The sequence below is a fragment of the Acidimicrobiia bacterium genome (assembly GCA_012959995.1).
Classification (GTDB): Bacteria; Actinomycetota; Acidimicrobiia; order Acidimicrobiales; family MedAcidi-G1; genus MedAcidi-G2B.
The window spans coordinates 53,664-75,432 of record DUCC01000034.1; the positions used below are offsets into that span (position 1 = coordinate 53,664).

At 55.7% G+C, this 21,769-nt stretch carries 19 protein-coding genes; 17 read left to right on the plus strand and 2 right to left on the minus strand.

The window, feature by feature from the left end:
* Window position 1: 1 nt before the first annotated feature.
* Window positions 2-2,218: a 4Fe-4S dicluster domain-containing protein gene (locus EYQ49_09145; protein ID HIG26037.1), complete on the minus strand. Its 2,217-nt coding sequence runs from the start codon at window positions 2,216-2,218 to the stop codon at window positions 2-4.
* Window positions 2,219-2,434: 216 nt separating this feature from the next.
* Here EYQ49_09145 and EYQ49_09150 point away from each other — a divergent pair, with 216 nt between their 5' ends.
* Window positions 2,435-3,745, plus strand: coding sequence for an ammonium transporter (locus EYQ49_09150; GenBank protein ID HIG26038.1), 1,311 nt, complete (start codon window positions 2,435-2,437; stop codon window positions 3,743-3,745).
* Here EYQ49_09150 and EYQ49_09155 read toward each other — a convergent pair.
* Window positions 3,742-4,491: a phosphoglyceromutase gene (locus tag EYQ49_09155; protein HIG26039.1), complete on the minus strand. Its 750-nt coding sequence runs from the start codon at window positions 4,489-4,491 to the stop codon at window positions 3,742-3,744. The genes EYQ49_09150 and EYQ49_09155 overlap by 4 nt on opposite strands.
* A gap of 216 nt (window positions 4,492-4,707) precedes the next feature.
* Here EYQ49_09155 and dnaK point away from each other — a divergent pair, with 216 nt between their 5' ends.
* The 16 genes from dnaK (at window position 4,708) to EYQ49_09235 (ending at window position 21,760) form a co-directional block, all read left to right on the plus strand.
* Window positions 4,708-6,540 carry a molecular chaperone DnaK gene (gene dnaK / locus EYQ49_09160; GenBank protein ID HIG26040.1) on the plus strand — a complete coding sequence of 611 codons (1,833 nt, stop codon included), beginning with the start codon at window positions 4,708-4,710 and terminating at the stop codon, window positions 6,538-6,540.
* Entirely contained in the window at window positions 6,537-7,040 is a 504-nt protein-coding gene (locus tag EYQ49_09165) for a nucleotide exchange factor GrpE (protein ID HIG26041.1), read from the plus strand. Before dnaK ends, EYQ49_09165 begins: the two co-directional genes overlap by 4 nt.
* An 8-nt stretch (window positions 7,041-7,048) precedes the next feature.
* Window positions 7,049-7,975 (plus strand): hypothetical protein, encoded by a 927-nt coding sequence (locus EYQ49_09170; protein ID HIG26042.1) that lies wholly within the window; start codon window positions 7,049-7,051, stop codon window positions 7,973-7,975.
* A 6-nt stretch (window positions 7,976-7,981) separates the two neighbouring features.
* Window positions 7,982-8,371: a MerR family transcriptional regulator gene (locus tag EYQ49_09175; protein ID HIG26043.1), complete on the plus strand. Its 390-nt coding sequence runs from the start codon at window positions 7,982-7,984 to the stop codon at window positions 8,369-8,371.
* Window positions 8,372-8,624: 253 nt separating this feature from the next.
* Entirely contained in the window at window positions 8,625-9,905 is a 1,281-nt protein-coding gene (locus EYQ49_09180) for an adenylosuccinate synthase (protein HIG26044.1), read from the plus strand.
* 17 nt (window positions 9,906-9,922) lie between these two features.
* Complete coding sequence (purD, locus tag EYQ49_09185) at window positions 9,923-11,143, plus strand: phosphoribosylamine--glycine ligase (protein ID HIG26045.1); 1,221 nt, start codon at window positions 9,923-9,925, stop codon at window positions 11,141-11,143.
* A 52-nt stretch (window positions 11,144-11,195) separates the two neighbouring features.
* A complete protein-coding gene (gene purE / locus EYQ49_09190; protein ID HIG26046.1) occupies window positions 11,196-11,663 on the plus strand; it encodes a 5-(carboxyamino)imidazole ribonucleotide mutase in 468 nt (155 codons plus the stop codon).
* Window positions 11,664-11,665: 2 nt separating this feature from the next.
* Complete coding sequence (locus EYQ49_09195; protein ID HIG26047.1) at window positions 11,666-13,081, plus strand: adenylosuccinate lyase; 1,416 nt, start codon at window positions 11,666-11,668, stop codon at window positions 13,079-13,081.
* A gap of 27 nt (window positions 13,082-13,108) precedes the next feature.
* On the plus strand, window positions 13,109-14,011 hold the full coding sequence (locus EYQ49_09200; protein ID HIG26048.1) for a phosphoribosylaminoimidazolesuccinocarboxamide synthase: 903 nt from the start codon (window positions 13,109-13,111) through the stop codon (window positions 14,009-14,011).
* The gene (purS, locus tag EYQ49_09205) at window positions 14,008-14,262 is read left to right on the plus strand and encodes a phosphoribosylformylglycinamidine synthase subunit PurS (protein ID HIG26049.1); all 255 of its coding nucleotides are present in this window, start codon (window positions 14,008-14,010) and stop codon (window positions 14,260-14,262) included. Before EYQ49_09200 ends, purS begins: the two co-directional genes overlap by 4 nt.
* Window positions 14,259-14,918: a phosphoribosylformylglycinamidine synthase subunit PurQ gene (purQ, locus tag EYQ49_09210; protein ID HIG26050.1), complete on the plus strand. Its 660-nt coding sequence runs from the start codon at window positions 14,259-14,261 to the stop codon at window positions 14,916-14,918. The genes purS and purQ overlap by 4 nt, the downstream gene beginning before the upstream one ends.
* Window positions 14,881-17,169, plus strand: a complete 2,289-nt coding sequence (gene purL, locus EYQ49_09215; GenBank protein HIG26051.1) for a phosphoribosylformylglycinamidine synthase subunit PurL — start codon at window positions 14,881-14,883, stop codon at window positions 17,167-17,169. The genes purQ and purL overlap by 38 nt, the downstream gene beginning before the upstream one ends.
* Window positions 17,170-17,173: 4 nt before the next feature.
* A complete protein-coding gene (gene purF / locus EYQ49_09220) occupies window positions 17,174-18,727 on the plus strand; it encodes an amidophosphoribosyltransferase (protein ID HIG26052.1) in 1,554 nt (517 codons plus the stop codon).
* Window positions 18,724-19,758, plus strand: a complete 1,035-nt coding sequence (locus EYQ49_09225) for a phosphoribosylformylglycinamidine cyclo-ligase (protein ID HIG26053.1) — start codon at window positions 18,724-18,726, stop codon at window positions 19,756-19,758. The genes purF and EYQ49_09225 overlap by 4 nt, the downstream gene beginning before the upstream one ends.
* Window positions 19,759-19,768: 10 nt before the next feature.
* On the plus strand, window positions 19,769-20,323 hold the full coding sequence (gene pyrE / locus EYQ49_09230) for an orotate phosphoribosyltransferase (protein HIG26054.1): 555 nt from the start codon (window positions 19,769-19,771) through the stop codon (window positions 20,321-20,323).
* Between the two features lie 33 nt (window positions 20,324-20,356).
* Window positions 20,357-21,760, plus strand: a complete 1,404-nt coding sequence (locus tag EYQ49_09235; protein ID HIG26055.1) for an NAD-dependent malic enzyme — start codon at window positions 20,357-20,359, stop codon at window positions 21,758-21,760.
* The last annotated feature ends 9 nt before the right edge of the window (window positions 21,761-21,769 follow it).

A 21,769-nucleotide genomic window follows, 5' to 3' on the forward strand; every position in this document is an offset into this window, starting at 1 on the left:
GTTAACTCGTAGCGGCGTCGCCTGCTTCGAGGGCTTCCAGTACATGAAGTGAGATGTCGCCGACCTTGACGTCGGATTCCTCCACGCCTTCGCCTTTTACCCCGTCGTCGATCATGACGTAGCAAAAGGGGCAAGCGGTAGCAATGCGGGTGGCTCCGGTGGCCAACAGCTCTTGAGAGCGTTCTACGTTGATGTTTTTGCCGGTGTCTTCTTCCATAAACATGCGGCCGCCGCCCGCGCCACAGCACATACCTTTGGTTCCGGACCGTTCGGCTTCTACTACTTGAATGCCGCCGAGCGAACCCAACACTTTGCGGGGGGCTTGGTAAACATCATTGTGGCGGCCGAGATAACAAGAGTCGTGGTAGACGATGCGTTCCTCTAACCGAGCGTTGCTCATGTCGAGTTTTCCGGCTTCGATGAGCCATTCCAAGAGTTGACTGTGGTGAATAACTTCGTAGTGGCCGCCCAGTTGTGGGTATTCATTGCCCAAGGTGTTAAAGCAGTGCGGGCATTGGGTAATAATTTTTTTAACACCCATCCCGTTTAAGGCCTCTATGTTTTGCATAGCCAACATTTGGAAAATGTATTCGTTGCCGGAGCGGCGGGCGGGGTCGCCGGTGCACATTTCTGACGGGCCGAGGATAGAAAATGACACCCCGGCTCGGGTCATGAGTTTGGCCATGGCTCGGGAGACTTTTTTGTTTTTGTCGTCAAAGGCCCCGGCGCAACCCACCCAGTAGAGGTATTCGGAATCAAAGGGGTCGCCGCCGTCGAGCACTTCGATGCCTTCGATGTCGCCTACCCAGTCGGCTCGTTCGCTTTGAGAAAGACCCCACGGGTTGCTGGAGTTTTCCATGGACCGGTAGGCGGCGCCCAATTCGGTAGGGAAGTCGGATTCCATAAGCGACAGGTAGCGCCGCATGTCCAAAATTTTGTCCATGATTTCAATATTGACCGGGCAGATTTCGTCGCAGGCTCGGCAGGTGGTGCAGGCCCAGAGTTCTTCGCCAGTGATGCGCTCAAACATGGCGTTGGCGGGCACGGTGATGTCCGGGTCGACGCCTAGGGGTGGGGAGACTACGGGGCTTCCGGTGGCGGCCATGATTTCGCCGGTCTTGAGTACGATTTCTCGTGGGTCTAATGGTTTGCCGGTGGCGTGTGCGGGGCACACACTGGTGCAGCGGCCGCACATGGTGCACGAGTCGGTGTCGAGCAGTTGTTTCCAGGTGAAGTCTTCGATGGTGGCGGCGCCGAAGCTTTCGAGTTCGGTTTCCATCAGGTTGGGCATGGGTTTCATGGCGCCCTTGGGGCGGTCACGGTCTTTGAGATACATGTTGAGCGGCGAGGTAAACATGTGGCGCAACATGGTGATGGGTAGCAAAGCTAAAAAGGCCATGAAGGACAGTACGTGGGCGATCCACCAGGCTTGATGCCATCCGTGTATTTGGTCGGCGAAGAAGTCAACGTCTTTGATGAGCAACCCAAGAGGGTAGCCCACAACGGACCAAGTTTCGGCCTCGTTACCGAGCCCGCCGGGGGCCGCTTGGAGAGCGATGCGAAAGGCTTCGACACCGAGGCCGGTAACCCCGATGGCCAATAAAATAAGTAGTCCTGCGGCGTGCTCTGGTTTGGATTTTATGCGAATGCGGTAGGGACGAAAGCGGCGGGGCCCGAAGCGCCGCAGTACGGCCCAGGTGACGCCGATTAAAAAGAGCAGGCCGGCGACATCGCCCACCAGGGTGTAGGCCCGGTAAACGTCGCCATGAAGGAATTTGAGGCTTTCTGGTACTTGGTGGTTGATTTCCAGCACTGTGGTAACGGCCAGAAGAATAAGGAAAGGGAAGTACATCAAGGAGTGCATGACTCCGGCGGCGGGATCACGCAGCAGGGTTTTCATGTAAACCCCGGAGCGGAAGTCACCGAAGCGTTTTTTGGCGTTGCTCTTGGTGGTGGATCGATTGTCGGGGGTGCCGCGTTCCCAGTTTTTCATGCGGTTAGCAAAAAGGATGGAGCCGTAAATGATAAGTGCCGGGATGACTGAATAGAAGGCCACCTTGAGGGCGCCGGGGATGTTGCCAAAGACCTCGCGAGTAACGGTTGATTCGTCGTGCCACCCGTTGACTGTGGCGGCGATCCCCGAGATGACGGTTACTGCGGCAACCGAAACACCAAGGATTATTGAAAGGTGATGGGGGCGAAGTTCTTTCTGGCTCATATAAAACGAAACACTATCGCCCTTAAGGCCTTGGTGAGAAGGTCGCCGAAAGGTCGCTGTTTTGTTACCGCCCCGAAACAAGCCGGAAACGAAAGACCTTTAACGTTTTTAGTGTTAGTTCTGACCACCGAGGAGAGAAACGTGTTTAATTTTTTTGCAAGAAAGCCCCGATTTCGTAAAATAGCTTTTGGCCTGTTTGGAGTAGCGGGGGCGGTGATGGTAACGGCGACTCCAGCGGCGGCGCAAGAACTTACTGCGTCTGACAACACAGCGTTGTTGACCAGCCTGTGGCTATTAGTAGCGGGCTGCATGGTGTTTTTAATGCAAGCTGGGTTTGCCTTAGTGGAAGCAGGGCTTACGCGGGCAAAAAATATCGGTAATATTATGGCGAAAAACTTGGCCGACATGGCGGTTGGTGCACTGGCTTTTTGGGCGGTGGGGTTTGCGTTTGCTTTCGGTAGCGACACAGGGAGCCTTATTGGGGGCGACAATTTTTTCCTTTCGAAGATGCCCGAGTCTTTCTTGGGCGGGGGCGATGTGCTGGCGACCCCCTCGTTCTTTTTCTTTCAAGTGGTGTTTGCGGCAACGGCGGTCACCATTGCTTCGGGGGCCATGGCGGAGCGCACTAAGTTTTCGGCTTACTTAATTTTTAGTGCGGTGATGTCGGCATTCATCTACCCAGTGGTGGTGCACATGTTTTGGCAAGGCGAGGGGTTGCTAAGTGACCTGGCCATTGGTCAAGCCCGTTTTACTGACTTTGCCGGGTCAACCATTGTCCACAGTACGGGAGGGTGGGCAGCCTTGATGGGTGCTATTTTCCTCGGCCCTCGTTTGGGTAAGTACGGCCCAAATGGTGAGCCTCGAGCGATCCCGGGTCACAACATCGGGTTTGTGGTTATTGGGGTCTTTATTCTGTGGTTTGGCTGGTTTGGCTTTAACGGAGGGTCTGAGTTGGCCATGGATGAATGGGTGGCCCACACCATCATGACCACACTGTTGGCTGCTTCAGCAGGCGTTTTGAGTGCTGGGGCGGTTATTTGGCGCAAAACGGGGGCCATGGATGTGGGTATGGCCGGCAACGGCGCCTTGGCGGGTTTGGTGAGCATTACCGCTGGTACAGGGGCTTTGACCTTCGCTGGGGCGGTAGCCACCGGAGCCATTGGTGGGATTATTGTGGTCTATTCGGTTATCGCTATTGAGCGTCGGGGCATTGATGACCCGGTGGGGGCGGTGTCGGTGCACGGTATTTGTGGGGTGTGGGGCACCTTGGCGGTTGGCCTTTTTGCTCGATACGACGATGCCTTTTTAGGGCGTGAAAACGCCGGCTTATTTTATGGTGGCGGCGTCGACCAGTTGGTGGTGCAAGCCATTGGGGTGCTGGTGGTAGCGGTTTGGGTGCTGGGTACTTCGGCGCTGCTCTTTAAAACTATTAAAGAAACCATTGGCCTTCGCGTGGACAAGCAGGAAGAGTGGGAGGGCCTTGACTTGGCCGAACATGGTTCGCCCGGTTACAGCCTGGTCGACTAGCCGGCTTGGCGGGCTACGGCTTGTGCGGCGGCTTGTGCGGCGGCCGGGTCTAACGAGCGTTGGAGTACCGGTTTGGCTTCTAAGGGTTTTCCTTGGGGGTCGAGCTGGTAAATCAACGGGGTGCCGGTGGGGATGTTGAGTTCGGCGATGTCTTGATCGCTGATGTGGTCGAGGTATTTACACAAGGAGCGCAGGCTGTTGCCGTGGGCGGCCACTAACACGGTGCGGCCGTTTTGCAGGTCGGGCAAGATGTCGCTTTCCCAATAGGGGACCATTCGGTCGACTACGTCGGCGAGGCATTCGGTGAGGGGCACTTGGTCGAGGTGGGCGTAGCGGGGGTCACCGTTGGGGTTGTAGGGGTTGTCGTCGGCGATGGGTGGGGGCGGGGTGTGGTAGCCGCGGCGCCAGGCTTGGAGTTGTTCTTGGCCAAATTTTTCACCGGTTTCGGTTTTGTTGAGCCCGGTGAGGTCGCCGTAGTGGCGTTCGTTGAGGCGCCAACTTCGTTTTACGGGGATCCATGAGCGGTTGAGGGCACCCAGGGTGAGTTCGGCGGTGCGGATGGCCCGGGTTTGTAGTGAGGTGTGGACAATGTCGGGCAAAATGTTGGCTTGCTCAAGGAGGTCAGCGCCGGCGAGAGCTTCGTTGACGCCCTGTTCGGTGAGGCCGCTGTCGTACCATCCGGTGAATTGGTTGGTGGCGTTCCATTCGGATTGGCCGTGGCGAAGAAGTATGAGGGTTAATGCCATGAGAGTAGTTGATCATATTTTTTCACAAATAACTACCTTTCAAGGTTGATAATGAGGCACTCAAGTCTTTAGAGTGTAGGTGCACCATAAATGGTGGCGTGAGGTCAGATAACCCCTACCCTGACTGGTCGGCCGGTTGTTTACCCCCAAACAACCGAACCGGCCCACGTAAAGATCGCAAAGTTTAATACAAAACGACGAAATAAAGGAAAAATCATGAGCAAAGCAGTAGGCATCGACCTCGGAACCACTAACTCGGTAGTCAGCGTTTTGGAAGGCGGCGACCCAGTAGTGATCGCCAACGCAGAGGGCTCTCGCACCACTCCTTCCGTAGTGGCTTTCGCCAAAGACGGCGAAGTTCTGGTTGGCGAAGTGGCCAAGCGTCAAGCCATCACCAACCCAGGACGCACCATCCGCTCGGTAAAACGCCACATGGGCACCAACTGGACCCAAGAAATAGACGACAAAAAATATACTGCACAAGAAATCTCGGCCCGTACCCTGCAAAAGCTCAAGCGAGACGCCGAGGCCTACTTGGGCACCACGGTTGACAAAGCAGTAATTACTGTCCCGGCTTACTTCGACGATGCTCAGCGCACCGCCACCAAAGAAGCAGGGCAAATTGCTGGCCTTGAAGTACTACGCATCATCAACGAACCCACCGCAGCAGCCCTGGCCTACGGTTTAGAAAGCGACGCCACCGATGAAACCATTTTGGTTTTCGACCTGGGAGGCGGCACCTTCGACGTGTCTGTATTAGAAATCGGCGACGGAGTCTTTGAAGTAAAAGCTACGCATGGTGACACCAACCTGGGCGGCGACGACTGGGATCAAAAAGTCATTGACTGGCTGGTTACTTCGTTCAAAAATGACCATGGTGTCGACTTGGGCGCTGATCCCATGGCCGAACAACGTCTTAAAGAAGCAGCCGAAAAAGCCAAAGTCGAACTCTCGCAAGTGCAACAAACACAAATCAACTTGCCTTTCGTGACCGCAACAGACTCCGGCCCCTTGCACTTGGATTACACCTTGACGCGAGCCAAGTTTCAAGAACTCACCGCCGACCTCCTCGAGCGCTGCCGTTCACCGTTCGAACAGGCGGTTAAAGACGCTGGCCTGACCAAAGGCGAAATTGATCACGTGATTTTGGTGGGCGGTTCTACCCGCATGCCAGCAGTCACCGAACTGGTACAACAAATCACCGGCAAAGAGCCCTCAAAAAACGTCAACCCCGATGAAGTAGTAGCTATCGGTGCGGCAGTTCAAGCTGGCGTGCTGGTCGGTGAAGTAAAAGATGTGCTCTTGCTCGATGTCACCCCGCTTTCTTTGGGTATTGAAACCAAAGGTGGGGTTATGACCCGACTCATTGATCGCAACACCACTATCCCCATTCAAAAATCAGAGACCTTCTCCACGGCCGATGACGGGCAGTCCTCGGTAGAGATTCACGTGCTGCAAGGTGAGCGAGAGATGGCTCAATTCAACAAGACCTTAGGCAAGTTCCAGTTGGTGGATATCCCCCCAGCCCCTCGTGGCACCCCGCAGATTGAGGTCACCTTCGACATCGATGCCAACGGCATTGTGCATGTCTCGGCCAAAGACCGGGCCACCGGCAACGAGCAATCCATCACCATCACCGGTCAATCGTCGCTCGACGCTGAGATCATTGAACAAATGGTGCAAGATGCTGAAGCACATGCCGACGAAGACCGGTTGCGTAAAGAGCAGGTAGAAACCCGCAACAACGCCGACAATGCGGTGTACCAGACCGAGAAATTGTTGATCGACCAGGGCGAAGAACTTACTGACGACGAAAAGTCTGACGTAGAAGTCAAGTTGGCTGCCCTAAAAGAAACCTTGACCAACGAAGAAGCCAGCAACGAAACTATTTCTGAAGAAACCGAAGCACTCATGGCCGCCAGTCAAGAGTTTGGGCAACGCCTCTACGAAGCGGCCGCCCAGAAAGCCGAAGCTGAGGGGTCTGATGAAGCAACCGAAAGCGGCTCCGACGATGACGTGGTCGACGCGGAGATCGTTGACGAACAGTGAGCGAAGAAACCGTTGAATCTTTAGAACCTGAGATCGTTGAAGAAAACTCAACGCCCGCAGAGGAAGAGGTTGCAGAGGTTGACCCACTGGTGCAAATGGCCGAAGAGCGCGATGCTTACCTGTTGGATCTTCAACGGGTGAGCGCCGAGTTTGCGAACTTTCGTAAACAAAACGAACGGCGTAACGCCGAGGTCGCCGGCCGAGCACAAGCAACCCTCGTTAACCAGTTGCTTCCGGTGCTCGATGCTTGTGACCTCGCAGTTGACCACGCCGCACAAGACGTACTGCCAATACAAACAGCCTTACTTTCGGCGCTGGAAGCGGCTGGCCTGGAAGTTATTAACCCCCTTGATTCTTTATTTGACCCCAACTGCCACGAAGCAGTGTTGAGAGAAGAAGGCACCGAGGGTCAAGAACAGCAAGTGATCGAAGTACTGCGTCACGGCTATGTCTGGGCCGGCCAAGTAATTCGCCCCGCCATGGTCAAGGTACGTGGCTAGGGGGACCCATGGCCATTCAACAAGAGTGGTTTGAAAAAGACTACTACGCCACTTTGGGCGTAGATAAAGGTGCGTCAGCCAAGGAAGTCACCAAGGCCTACCGCAATTTGGCGCGCAAACTTCACCCAGATGCGAACCCCGGCGACGACGCCGCCGAAGCCAAATTTAAAGAGATTTCTGCTGCCTACGACGTAGTAGGCGACGAAAAAAAGCGCAGCGAGTACGACGAAGCACGCCGCTTGGGGCCCATGGGGGGTGGCTTCGGCAACCAAGGAGCGGGCTTCCCTGGAGGTTTTCCCGGTGGTGGCCAGTTTGACCTCAGTGATCTTTTTGGCGGTGATTTTGGTTTCGGAGGAAACGCTGGTCGTTCACGCCGAGGTTCTGATCTAGAAACCACCCTGTCGCTTCCTTTTCGAGAAGCAGTTTTTGGGGTAACGACCACCGTCTCGCTGGCTGGCGGCCCCAACCGAGCGGCAACTTCTCGTGAGGTCAAAGTCCGTATTCCGTCGGGGGTTAAACACGAGCAACGTATTCGCCTAAAAGGTGAAGGAGGCCCTGGCAACGGTGGCCCCGATGGTGACCTGTTTCTGGTTATCAATGTTGAGCCCCACCCAGTGTTTGACCGTAAAGGTAACCACCTCACGGTGACTGTCCGGGTTTCCTGGTGGCAAGCGGTGCTCGGAGCAAAAGTTACTGTGCCGACCTTGGATGGCTCAGCGGTCACTGTCAAGGTTCCCCCGGGAACACCAACCGGTCGAACCTTTCGCGTTAAAAAACGCGGCGTACAAAACGGAAGCCGAACCGGCGACCTGTTGGCCACCATTGAAGTGGATGTCCCCACAGATTTAACCAAAGAACAAAAGGCTGCGGTAGAGGCCCTAGAACAATCTTTTTCGCCAACCCCTAGCCAGCCCGACGATGGCGTGAAAGAATAGAACCTGATGCCTTCTTCTCGCCCCCATCCTCGCCAAGCAATCTACGTAATCTCCGTAGCTGCTGAGTTGGCCGAAATGCATCCCCAAACCTTACGCATCTATGAACGCAAAGGGCTACTCGACCCGGCGCGAACCACCGGCGGAAACCGTCGTTACAGCGATGAAGATATTTCTATGCTTCGTCGCATCGCTGAGTTAACGGCCACGGGCTTGAATTTGGTTGGCGTAAAAAAGGTTATGGAACTTGAAATGCGGGTGGCAGAAATGGAACGCCAGTTAGCTGAGGTTAAAGCAGCAGCCAACGACGCAATCGAAGAAGTACACCGTCAATATCGGCGAGATCTTGTGCCATTGCGACAAAGTGTGGCTGTTTACCGCCGTCCGCCACGCTCCTAGGTCTCACTTTTCCCCTAAAAATCAGGGAAATATTGTGTTACAGCCGTGTTGCAATCCCCAGCGGCACCCTTGAATCTCCGGCGGCAGAGAGTGTTTTCCACAAGTCCTGTGGAAAACAACAATCCTTAGTGTGAGTCGCGCAACATTTAACCCTGAAATCAAACCCATTAATTTCTTAAAATCAATTCAGGCCAGCGCTTTAGCCCGATAAGATCTCCCTGTAAGGGACCCGAGTAACAAGAGGAGTGGTGCCGTGTCTGCGACCGTAGTCGTCGGAACGCAGTGGGGCGACGAAGGTAAAGGTAAGTTCACCGACCTGATCGCCGCTGAAATGTCTATGGTTGCCCGCTATCAAGGCGGGCACAACGCTGGCCACACCTTGGTGGTTAACGGGGAGTCATTTGCACTGCAATTAATTCCTAGTGGGGTGCTTTACCCCCATGTGCTTCCCCTCATCGGCAACGGTGTGGTGGTTGACCCTCGCGTGCTGTTAGCCGAAATGGACATGCTGAACAGCCGAGGAGTAAGCACTGATCGCCTTCGGGTAAGCGGTAATGCTCACCTCATTTTGCCTTACCACCAGGAACTCGATGCCCTGCACGAACGTCACCTGGGTAAAAATAAAATTGGTACCACCAAACGCGGTATCGGGCCGGCTTACGCTGACCGGGCAATGCGGGTCGGTTTGCGGGTCCAAGACTTGCTCGACGAAGACATCTTTGAAAAAAAATTGAATGCCGCGTTAGAACACCACAACATGGTGCTCACCCGAGTCTTTAACCGCTTGCCCCTTGAGGCCAGCAAAATAATGGACGAATATTTAGGAGAATGCGCCCCGCGTTTGGCGCCCCATATTGCCGACAGTGTGGGTCTCATCCACGAGGAACTCGAAGCAGGCCGCAAGGTTTTGTTAGAAGGCGCACAAGCCACCTTCTTAGACCTTGACCACGGCACCTACCCTTTCGTCACCTCCTCAAACCCCATCGCCGGCGGCGCCTGCCCCGGCGCAGGCATCGGGCCTCGCCACATTGACCGGGTAATTGGTATCGCCAAGGCCTACGTAACCCGAGTAGGCGCTGGGCCCTTCCCCACCGAACTCTTTGACGACGTCGGCGACTTTCTGGTTGACGTAGGCCACGAATATGGCACCAACACCGGCCGCCGCCGCCGACCCGGATGGCTCGACCTGGTCATGTTGCGTTTTGCCTCCCGGGTAAACTCATTGTCCGAACTCGCCATCACCAAACTCGATGTGTTCGACCAACTCGAAACCATCAAAGTTTGTGTGGCTTACGACGTAGACGGCGAACGCCACGAACAACTTCCCTACCATCAGTCCTTACTCCACCGGGCAACCCCCATTTACGAAGAGTTCCCGGGATGGCAATGCGATATTACGGGCGTAACCGAACGCTCCGACTTACCTGCGGAAGCTGAGACTTACTTAGCTTTCATAGAGGAACAAGTAGGGGTACCCATCGGCATGGTGGGGGTCGGCCCCGGTCGTCAACAAGTCCTGCACTTCTCGAGCTGAAGGCAAGAACCCGGACGATGAAAATCTGCATCGTCGGCTCCGGAGGGCGAGAACACGCATTGGCCCAGGCTCTGGGGCGTCACGGCGACGTTGTGGTAACCCCGGGCAACCCCGGTATCCCCGGGTCGGTAGCGACGCCTGCGACAGAAATTGACGCCGACCTTTTTGTGGTGGGCCCCGAGGCTCCCCTCGTAAACGGTTTGGCAGACCAACTACGGGCCCAAGGAAAACGAGTTTTTGGTCCCGGCGCCGATGGGGCACAACTTGAAGGATCAAAAGCCTGGATGAAACAGGTCCTAAACAAAGCCGGCGTGCCTACCGCCCGCTACGGGTCGTTCACCGACCATGCAGCAGCGCTGGCTTTTCTTGACCAAATGCACGACCTTTTCGTAATCAAAACCGATGGTTTAGCCGCCGGCAAAGGGGTACTGGTCACCACCGACCGGGCCGAAGCAGCCGAAGCAATTGGTGACTATCTTTCCGGCGACGCTTTTGGCACAGCCGGCCAAACAGTGGTCATTGAAGAAGGGCTCACCGGGCCAGAACTTTCGGTGCTGGCAATATGTGACGGAAAAAATGCCGTTGCCTTAAGCCCCGCTCAAGACTTTAAACGCCAAAAAGACGGCGACCAGGGCCCCAACACGGGCGGCATGGGAGCGTACTCACCGGTACCTCTGGCTACCGAAGCGGTGGTTGAGCAACTCATGGACCAAGCGGTTCTCCCCACCTTGACCACCTTGGGCAGCCAAGGCATCGATTACCGCGGGGTGCTCTACTGTGGGCTCATGTTCACCCCCGAAGGCCCCAAAGTATTGGAATACAACGTGCGCTTCGGAGACCCAGAAACCCAAGCAGTGCTGCCCCGCCTCACCTCTGACCTTGGGCAACTTTTAGCAAGCGCCGCCGACGGACAACTCGGAGCCCCTCCCACTTTTGATACCGGCGCCGCCGTAACTGTGGTCTGTGCCACCGAGGGCTACCCCGAAAACCCGCGCACCGGTGAGGTAATCTCAGGTATTGAAGAAGCAAACAACTTGCCCGGAATAAGCGTTTACTGCGCCGGGGTAAAAGCCTCTCCCCAAGGATTAATAACCGCCGGGGGCCGAGTGCTGGCCGTCACCGGACAAGGGCCCAGCATTGAACAGGCCCGAGAAAAGGCCTACCAAGGAGCCAACACCATTCATTGGCCCGGCATCCAACGCCGCACCGATATCGCCGCCCAACCAACTGACCTTTAAGAGACACCATGATAGAAAGAGACCACACAATGCACAGTAAAAAGGAACAAGTATGAACTACAAAGTGGCCATCCTTATGGGCTCCCCCAACGACGCCGACAAAATGGCACCAGCGGCCACCACCCTGGAGCGCTACAACATCGAAGCCGATGTGCGGGTCATGTCGGCCCACCGCAGCCCAGCGTTGGTATCTGACTTCACCCAAACGGCACGCCAAAACGGCTACTCGGCCATAATTTGTGGCGCCGGCATGGCCGCACATTTAGCCGGAGCGGTCGCTGCCCACACCACCTTGCCGGTCATCGGCGTGCCCCTCTCGGGTGGCGCCATAAATGGGTGGGACTCCCTTTTGGCCACCGTACAAATGCCCAAAGGTATTCCGGTAGCCACCGTGGCCGTTGATGGAGCCATGAATGCCGCTTTGCTAGTGGTGCAAATCTTGGCCATAAATGACCTCAACTTGGTGACCCAACTTGAAGCCCACCGACAAGAAATGGTGCCTCAACAAGGCGGAAAATAATTATGGAAAACGTTCTTGCTTCTCGCTACGCCAGCGCCCCCATGGTCGATCTGTGGTCAACCACCGGCAAAATCATATTGGAACGCCAACTTTGGATTGCCGTCATGGAGGCTCAAAAAGAATTAGGTCTTGATATTTCCGACCAAACTCTTGCCGACTACCAAGCAGTAGTAGAGCAAGTGGATCTAGCCTCTATCCGTAAACGAGAAGAGGTCACCCGCCACGACGTCAAAGCACGGATCGAAGAGTTTTGTGCCCTCGCCGGGCATGAACAAATCCATAAAGGCATGACCTCGCGGGACCTCACCGAAAACGTAGAACAACTCCAGGTTCGTCGCGGGTTAGAAATAATTTTAGATCGTGTAGTGGCTGCCTTGGCTCGCCTTGGGGCCTTAGCTGCCGAGCACCGTGATCAAACCATGGTGGGACGCACCCACAACGTGCCTGCTCAAGCCACCACTCTCGGAAAACGATTCGCCACGGTGGCTGAAGAGCTACTTTTAGCCCACCAGCACCTCGCCGACTTATTGGCCACCTACCCGCTACGCGGCTTAAAAGGCCCGGTAGGGACCCAACAAGATCAACTGGATTTCTTTGACGGTGATATTGACAAAGTAGAGCAATTAGAAAATCGAGTAGCGCAGCACCTTGGGTTCAAGAAAGTACTTAACTCGGTGGGCCAGGTGTACCCAAGGTCATTGGATTTTGCCGTAGTGGCCGGGTTGGTGCAAACCTCTGGGGCACCAGCAAACTTGGCCCGTACGTTGCGACTAATGGCCGGCCACGAACTCGCTACCGAGGGTTTTCAACCGGGCCAGGTCGGGTCATCGGCCATGCCCCACAAAATGAACGCCCGATCATGTGAGCGCATAAATGGACTGGCGGTGGTGTTGCGTGGCCACTTAACCATGGTGGAAGGTTTGGTGGGTGACCAATGGAACGAAGGCGACGTGAGTTGCTCGGTAGTGCGCCGGGTGGCTTTGCCTGACGCTTTTCTGGCCGCTGACAGTTTGTTTCAGACATTTCTTACCGTGCTCGACGACTTGGGGGCCTACCCAGCGGTTATCGAGCACGAACTCACCCAATACCTGCCGTTTTTAGCCACCACCCGAGTATTGGTGGCGGCCATGCAGGCCGGTTTAGGGCGCGAAGAAGCCCATGAGATCATTAAAGAACACGCAGTGGCGGCTGCTTTGTCCCGCCGAGAAGACCCGCAAGGGGGCACCGATTTGTTGGCTCGCTTAGCAAACGATCAACGGTTGCCGCTTGACCAAGCAGCGCTCGAAACGTTGTTAGCCGACCCAGCGGTCTTTGTTGGTAACGCTGGTGCACAGGTAGACGCAGTTATTTCACGCATCGCTGAAGTGGTCGCCGAAAGACCCGAAGCCGCCGCCTACTATCCAGAGAAAATTCTTTAACGTTCACTCAACCGTGCAGGAGTCACGATGAAAATTGATTTGCCTTATGTCCATTCCGGAAAGGTTCGGGACATATACGACGCCGGGCAAAATCAATTACTCATGGTCACTTCGGACCGCCTCTCGGCATTCGACGTGGTGCTCAACGAGCCCATTACCCACAAAGGCCGCGTGCTGACCGCTATGTCAGAATTTTGGTTTGACTACTTTGCCGATGTGGTGCCCAGTCACTTGCTGTCTACCGATCTTGACGAGGTAGCGCCTTTGCTGGGGGGCAACCCTTACCCTGACTTAGCGGGGCGCATCATGTTGTGTCGTCGAGCAGAAATGCTGCCCATTGAGTGCATTGTGCGGGGTTACATAACTGGGTCGGCTTGGAAGGAATACCAAGACAGCGGCACCATGCACGGAGCAGCGCTCCCCACTGGGTTAAAAGAAGCGGACCAACTGCCGGAACCGGTGTTTACCCCTTCCACCAAGGCCGAAGAGGGCCACGACATGAATATTTCCTTTGATGAGGCAGTGGCGCTTATCGGCCCTGACTTGGCGGAACAGGCTCGAGAGGTTTCGTTGGCTCTTTACAAAAAGGGTGCTGCTTGGGCGGCGGAACGAGGCATCATCATTGCCGACACTAAGTTCGAGATGGGGGTCATTGATGGCCAGTTGGTGCTGGCCGACGAAGTACTTACCCCCGACTCCTCTCGTTTTTGGCCCGCTGACCAATGGCAACCTGGGGCCACGCCGCCTTCATTTGACAAACAACCGGTGCGAGATTTTTTAAGTGGCTTGGGTTGGGATAAACAACCGCCGCCTCCGCCGCTACCCGATGAGGTGGTTGCCGCCACCTCGCAGCGTTACCAAGAGGCTTACGAAATAATCACCGGACGGTCTTTTGCCGACTGGCCGGGAACCCAAGGAGTAGCCATATGAAATTTTCCGCCTTAGTAGATGTTCGCCTCCGGGAAGGAATCTCTGACCCGGCCGGCGCCACCATAGAACGGGCCCTGCCTGCTTTGGGCTACCAGGGCGTGGAAGGAGTTACGGTAGGGAAAACCATTCGCTTTACTTTGGAAGCAGAAACGCTGGCCGAAGCACAAACCATGGCGGAAGAACTTTGTGCATCTTTTTTAACCAACCCAGTTATTGAAGACGCCGAGGTAACGGTAGAGGCGGCCTCGTGACGACAACGGTTGGGGTAGTGGTGTTTCCCGGTACCAACTGTGAAGCCGATGCTCTTGAAGCAGTAACCAGTTTGGGTGCGCAAGGTCGCCTGCTGTGGCACGGAGAAGCCGACCTCGGTGATGTGGATGCGGTCATTGTCCCTGGAGGGTTTGCCCATGGCGACTATTTGCGGCCCGGTGCCATTGCCCGGTTCTCTCCGGTTATGGATGGGGTGGCTAAGTTTGCGGCAAAGGGCGGCCCAGTTGTTGGTATCTGTAACGGGTTTCAAGTACTTACCGAGGCCGGGTTGCTGCCCGGGGCCTTACAAAAAAACAAAGGGTTAAAATTTCTTTGTCAACCCTCAGTATTAAGAGTAGAAAGCGCCAATTCGGTGCTAACTTCCCAAGCCCAGGTGGGGGACGAATTAAGTATCCCTATTAACCATTTTGAAGGTAACTACACCTGCAGCGAGCAAACATTGAAGCAACTTCAAGACGAAGACCGCATTGTTTTAACTTACGTTGATAACCCCAATGGGTCTCTGGGGAACATTGCTGGGGTGTGTAACGAAACCCGCAACGTGGTGGGCCTTATGCCGCACCCGGAGCGAGCATGCCATGAACTTTTAGGCAGCATGGATGGAGCCGTTTTGCTCCGATCCTTGCTGGCCAGTTAGGCGCTGGACGAATGGAAACCTTTTTTATATCTTGCCCACTGCGAGGAGCAGCGTGAACGAGCCTTTACATCGAGCCCTCGGGTTGACCGATGACGAAGCGGTTGATATTGACGAGATTTTAGCTCGACCCGCTAACCCCTTAGAACTCGCCATGTATTCAGTCATGTGGTCTGAGCATTGTTCTTATAAATCAAGCCGCATCCACCTCAAACGGTTGCCCACCGAAGCGCCCTGGGTGTTGGTGGGGCCGGGCGAAAATGCCGGCGTGGTTGACGTGGGCGACGGCATAGCGGCGGCCATTCGCATCGAGTCTCACAATCACCCCTCGGCTATTGAACCGTATCAAGGGGCAGCCACCGGAGCCGGTGGTATTTTGCGAGACATTTTCACCATGGGCGCTCGGCCTATTGCTCTTATGGATCCTCTGCGTTTTGGTCCGCTCGATGACCCCCGAAGTCGTTGGATCGCCGAAGGCGTGGTAGCTGGTATCTCGGGATACGGAAACGCCGTGGGGGTTCCCACGGTGGGCGGCGAAACAGTTTTTGATGCCACCTATAAAGGCAACCCTTTGGTCAACGTGTTGTGTCTCGGCCTGCTGCCCACCGATCGTTTGGTATTGGGCCAAGCCTCAGGGGTAGGCAACTTGGCGGTGTTGTTGGGCAACGCCACCGGGCGTGACGGCATTGGCGGGGTGAGCGTGTTGGCTTCGGCGGGGTTCTCCGAAGAAGACGACGGGGATAAACGACCCAGCGTGCAAGTAGGCGACCCCTACGAAGAAAAACGACTTATCGAGGCCTGCCTGGCGCTTCTTGACGAAAAATTGGTAGTGGGCATTCAAGACTTGGGAGGCGCCGGCTTGGCGTGCGCCACCAGCGAAACTGCTTCACGGGGTGGCGTAGGTATGGACGTCGACGTGACAGCAATTCCCCGTCGTGAACCAGGCATGGAACCCCACGAGGTCATGACCAGCGAATCACAAGAACGCATGCTGGCCATTGTGGAGCCCGAGGTTTTGGCTCGGGTGTTAGAAATCTGTGCCCGTTGGGAAGTGCAAGCCACGGTTATTGGCCGAGTAACCGATGGAGGGGCACTCCGCGTTTTGGAAGGATTTGATGGTCCGGTGTTGGCGGATATTCCCGCCAGTTCTTTACACGATGCGGCACCACTTTATGAACGCCCCCTAAAAGCTCCGGAGCAACCTTTGGGCCCTCGTGCCGATGATCTGGCGGCACCGGTTGACCCCGGCGCTGAGCTAATGGACTTATTGCAAGACCTGTCGTGGGTTTATAGCCAATACGACCACCAACTGTTCTTGAACACCGTGGTCGGCCCCGGTGACGATGCCACGGTGCTTCGCCTGAAACACCCCACCACCGGGGAAGACACCGGCCGGGGTTTGGCGCTAACTACCGACGGAAACCACCGCTGGTGTGCCGTTGACCCACGAGCCGGAACTGCTTTAGTGGTGGCCGAGTCGGTACTCAACTTGGCTTGCGTGGGGGGCCGGCCGTTGGCGGTGGTTAACTGCTTGAACTTTGGCAACCCCGAGCACCCTGAAGTTATGTGGCAACTCTCGGAGGCCATTGATGGCATGAGCGAAGCCTGCCTGGCCTTTGATGTGCCGGTAGTGGGCGGCAACGTCAGTCTCTATAACGAATCAGCAGGCAACGACATTGCCCCCACCCCAGTTATTGGTTTGCTGGGTTTGGTTGACCAGTTAACGCACCGCCCCCCGGGGGCGGTCTTAAAAGAGAGGCATCGCTTGGTGTTGTTGGGCCCTGAAGCACCGGGCCTGGGTGGGTCTTTATGGGGCGCGGCCCATGACGCTCCGGGCGGCGACTTGCCTGCCCTTGATTACGAAATGCATCGGCGAGTAGCCGCCTTGGTGCGCCAATTAGTGGCTGACCAAATGCTGGAGGGTGTCCACGACTTGTCTTCTGGCGGGTTAGGTGTGGCCTTAGCGGAAATGGCCGCCCGTTCGGGCGTAGGGATTTCTTTAGCCCGCACCCCCGATCATCGAGCACTGTTTAACGAAGGCCCCAGCCGAGTGGTGTTGGTGGTGGACCCCGAGTGCTTAACCGAAGTGTTGGCGGCGTGTGACGAAGCAGAGGTACCGGCGGCTCGTATTGGTTTGGCGACCGGGCAACGTTTCGTGGTTAAAGATTTGTTGGACCTCTCTTTAGAAGAAGTAACTGCCGCCTTTAAGCGCCCGCTTCCTGAGGCGCTGGGCGCCGGAACCACTAACCGGTAGCGACATGCCACTTTCCGCCGACTTCATAAAAAAATGGGAAGAAACCAGCGCCCCCGATGACGACACCCCTAAAGAAGCCTGCGGGGTGTTCGCTGTTTATGCTCCCGACCAACCGGTGGCCCACTTGACCTACTTGGGGCTCTACGCCTTGCAGCATCGAGGTCAAGAATCAGCGGGCATGGCGGTCAGCGACGGAGAGTCGTTGACGGTGGTTAAAGAAATGGGTTTGGTTTCTAACGCATTTGACGACCGCACTTTGGCGGCCCTGGAAGGGCATTTGGCTATCGGGCAAAACCGGTATTCCACTACCGGGTCAAGTACCTGGCGTAATGCGCAACCGGTGTACCGCGGGTTTGATCACGTGGAGTTCGCCTTAGGCCATAACGGCAACTTGGTCAATACCGAAGAGCTTTCCAACACGGCCAACATGTTGCCCGGCACCGTCACCTCAGATAGCGATCTGGTGGCGGAGTTGTTGGCCGAAGAATTAAAAAACCATACAGATGAGGGCACTGAAGTGGCCTTTGAAGCGGCTCTGCGCACGGTATTACCTACCTTGCGTGGCGCTTTTTCGTTTGTGCTGTCCGACCGGGATCGTATTATTGGGGTACGTGACCCCAACGGTTTTCGCCCCTTGTGTTTGGGCCGGCTAGACAACGGTTGGGTCTTGGCTTCGGAAACGCCTGCTTTAGACGTGGTGGGGGCGCATTTTGTGCGCGAGCTTGACCCCGGCGAAGTGGTGGTTATTGACGACGAAGGCTGCCGCTCCTTTCACCCCTTTGCCGAAGACGAAATAGACCCTCGTCTTTGCGTTTTTGAATTTGTGTATTTTGCTCGGCCTGATGCGGTGCTTTACGGCCAATCGGTGCATCACGCCCGGGTACGGATGGGCGAGTATTTATCTGAACAGGCTCCGGTTGAGGCCGATTTGGTTATGGGGGTTCCTGAGTCGGGGCTGCCGGCGGCCGAAGGGTACGCCCGAGCTTCGGGTATTTCTTACGGCCAAGGGTTGGTTAAAAACCGTTACATCGGCCGTACTTTTATTGCTCCCACCCAAGCCATGCGGGCCGCTGCGGTACGCATGAAGCTAAACCCCTTACGCGACAACATCAAAGGACAACGTTTGGTGGTGGTCGACGATTCCATTGTGCGCGGCACCACCACGCGAGCTATGGTGCAAATGCTGCGGGCCGCCGGGGCCGCCGAAGTCCACATGCGCATTTCTTCGCCGCCATACCGTTGGCCATGTTTCTACGGCATGGATACCGGGTCGCGAGGCGAGTTGCTGGCCGCCAACTTAACCGTCGAAGAAATACGTGAATACCTAGATGTCGACACGTTGGCTTATTTAACTTTGGACCATCTTCTTGAATCCACCGGTGCGGTAGGGGCCGGGTTTTGTTCAGCCTGTTTGACCGGCGAGTACCCGAGAGAAGTACCTATCAACTTGACAAAACAAGTACTGGAAGAACCCGGGGCCTCAGCAAAGGCAGAAGGCTCGTTGCCTGGTTCTTCTACAGAATCTTCTGAGCAATTGTCTGGAGGGTCCAAAAAATGAGCGATGCTTATCGAGCCGCTGGAGTAGATATTGATGCCGGTGAAGAGGCAGTGCAACGCATTATTCCGCACGTGCGGTCTACCTACCGCCCGGGGGTTATGGGAGACATCGGGGGTTTTGGGGGCCTTTTTGATCTGGCCAAAACTGGGTACACCGACCCCTTATTAGTGTCGGCCACCGATGGCGTGGGCACCAAAGCCGAGATCGCTCGCATGACCGGACGCTTTGACACCATCGGCCAAGATTTGGTGGCTATGTGTGTGGACGACTTAATTTGTGTCGGGGCCGCTCCATTATTTTTTCTGGATTACGTAGCGGTAGGGCAGTTGGTACCAGAAGTTATGGAACAACTGGTGGCCGGCATAGCCAACGGTTGCCGCACTGCGGGCTGTGCATTAATCGGCGGAGAAATGGCCGAACACCCTGGGGTCATGGAGACCGCTCAGTTTGATTTGGTGGGGTTTGCTGTGGGAGCAGTAGAACGCAGCAAGGTTTTAGATGGTTCACAAGTAGCGGCCGGCGATGTGCTGGTGGCGTTGGAGTCACCCAACCTGCGCTCTAACGGCTTTTCGTTGGCTCGGCGCATAGTTTTCGAGGTAGCAGAATGCTCGCTGGGTGAACCGGCATGGGAAGGCGCCGAAACCACCTTGGCCGACGAGTTGCTGGCCCCTAGCGTTATTTATGCCCCGGCGGTAGGTGCGGTTTTGGCTGAACACGAGGTACACGCCGTGGCGCATATTACCGGCGGCGGCCTGATTGGTAATTTGCCGCGGGTCATGGGCACAGAGGTAGATGCCTTGGTAGACACCAAAGCGTGGACTCCGCCTCGGATCTTTGCCGAGCTACAAGCGATGGGCGATATTTCTGATGAAGAAATGGGCCGAGTTTTTAACATGGGAGTAGGCATGGTGTTGGTGGTTCCCCAAAGTCAGGCCGATGGGGTGCTCAATACTTTGGCCACCCAAGGGCAAAGGGCCAGCATTATTGGCCAACTGGTTCATGGTTCTGGTTGCGTGACCTTCGACCGGTAAGGTCACCTTTATGAGTAAACCTTCTGCGGCCCTTGTTGAACATTTGTTAAAATATTCCATTCGCACCGGCGACTTCACGCTAAAAAGCGGGCGAAGCAGCAACTGGTTTTGCGATTCCAAACAGACTGCTTGTCGCCCGGAAGGTATTTTGTTAATCGCTGAAGCGGCTTTAGAAGTTATTGGTGATGACGTAACGGCTATTGGTGGGCTTACTGCTGGTGCTGACCCGGTGGCTTTTGGTATTGCTGCGGTGGGCGCCACCCGAGGGCGTGATTTACGTTCCTTTAGTATTCGAAAAGAATCTAAAGACCACGGGGTGCAGGGCCGTTTAGCCGGGGCGCTGCAACCCGGCGACCGCGTGGTTATTTGCGAAGACACGGTGACCCGAGGGAAGTCCCCGTTAGAAGCAGCGCAAGCAGTACGTGATTTGGGTGCCGAGCCGGTGCTTATCTTGTCGGTAGTTGACCGAGGCGGTACCTGTGAGGCAGCGGCCCGAGCGGCAGGAATCCCTTTTCACCCCTTGGTGACCGCACTTGATTTGGGTTTTCCCTACGAAGGACCTTGACCAGTACCGAAGCGCAGCCTCTAGGCTTCTGGTATGCCTTTTCTCCCGACCGCTGCTTTTTCAATCGTTCTCCACGTGGAGCTCGACAATGTGCCCAATACTTTGGGCCGCCTCACCACAAGCATTGGTGAAGCGGGGGCCAACATTGTTTCCATGGGGGGCTTCGATGTGCGCGGCGACTTGCTGGTAAATGATGTTTGTGTGAACTGCCGTGACGAAGAGCATTCGTTGACGGTAGTAAAAAAAGTCGAAGAACTCAGCGGGGTGACTTTGGTTTCTTGGTACGACCGTACCTTCGCTATACACGAAGGCGGAAAGATTGAAGTTAAAACCTTGTGCCCAGTAAACGACCGTCATGATCTGTCCATGGCTTACACCCCAGGGGTAGCTCGGGTTTGTATGGCCATTCATGAGAATCCAGAACGGTCACATGAACTAACTATTCGCAAAAATACGGTAGCTATCGTGACCGATGGGACGGCCGTGTTGGGTTTGGGCGATATTGGCCCACTGGCTGCTATGCCGGTGATGGAAGGCAAAGCGCTGCTCTTTAAAGAGTTCGCTGGGGTGGATGCTTTTCCTATTTGCCTCGACGTCACCGATCCGCAGGAAATTATTGACACGGTGATCCGTTTGGCCCCCACCTTTGGCGGCATCAATCTGGAAGACATTGCCGCACCGGCCGCTTTTGCGGTGGAAGATGCCTTGAAAGAGGCGCTAGACATCCCAGTTTTTCATGATGACCAACACGGAACCGCCGTGGTTACTTTGGCTGCTTTGTGGAATGCTTGTCGCCTCACCGGCCGCAACATCGAAGACCTTTCGGTGGTTATTGCGGGCATGGGCGCCGCTGGAGTAGCGGTAGGCAAGATTCTTTATAACGCAGGCGTTGGTGAGATCGTGGGGGTGGATCGCACCGGTGCGGTGTACTCCGGCCGCGACAACCTCAACTCGGCCAAAGAATGGTTTGCTACCAACACTAACCCGGAACGCAAAATGGGCACTTTGCAAGATGTCCTGGTGGGCGCTGATGTGTTCATCGGCGTAAGTGGGCCCGGACTCTTGACGGCCGCTGACCTGCGCACCATGAACCCAGAGCCGTTTGTGTTTGCTATGGCTAACCCTGACCCAGAGATTCGCCCCGAAGAAGCCGACGGCTTGGCGGCGGTGATGGCCACGGGGCGCAGCGATTACCCCAACCAGATCAACAACGTGTTGGCGTTCCCCGGTATTTTTCGGGGCGCTTTTGATGCTCAGGCCACCGACATTACCGAAAACATGAAGTTGGCGGCCGCTCGCGCCATCGCCGAGTCTGTGTCTGATGAAGACCTCACGGCCCAGTTTGTGGTGCCCTCGGTATTTGACAAAGAGGTACCGTTTGCGGTGGCCAAAGCAGTGGCCGAGGCGGCTCGGACTGATGGGGTTTGCCGAAGTTAAGTTTGCACG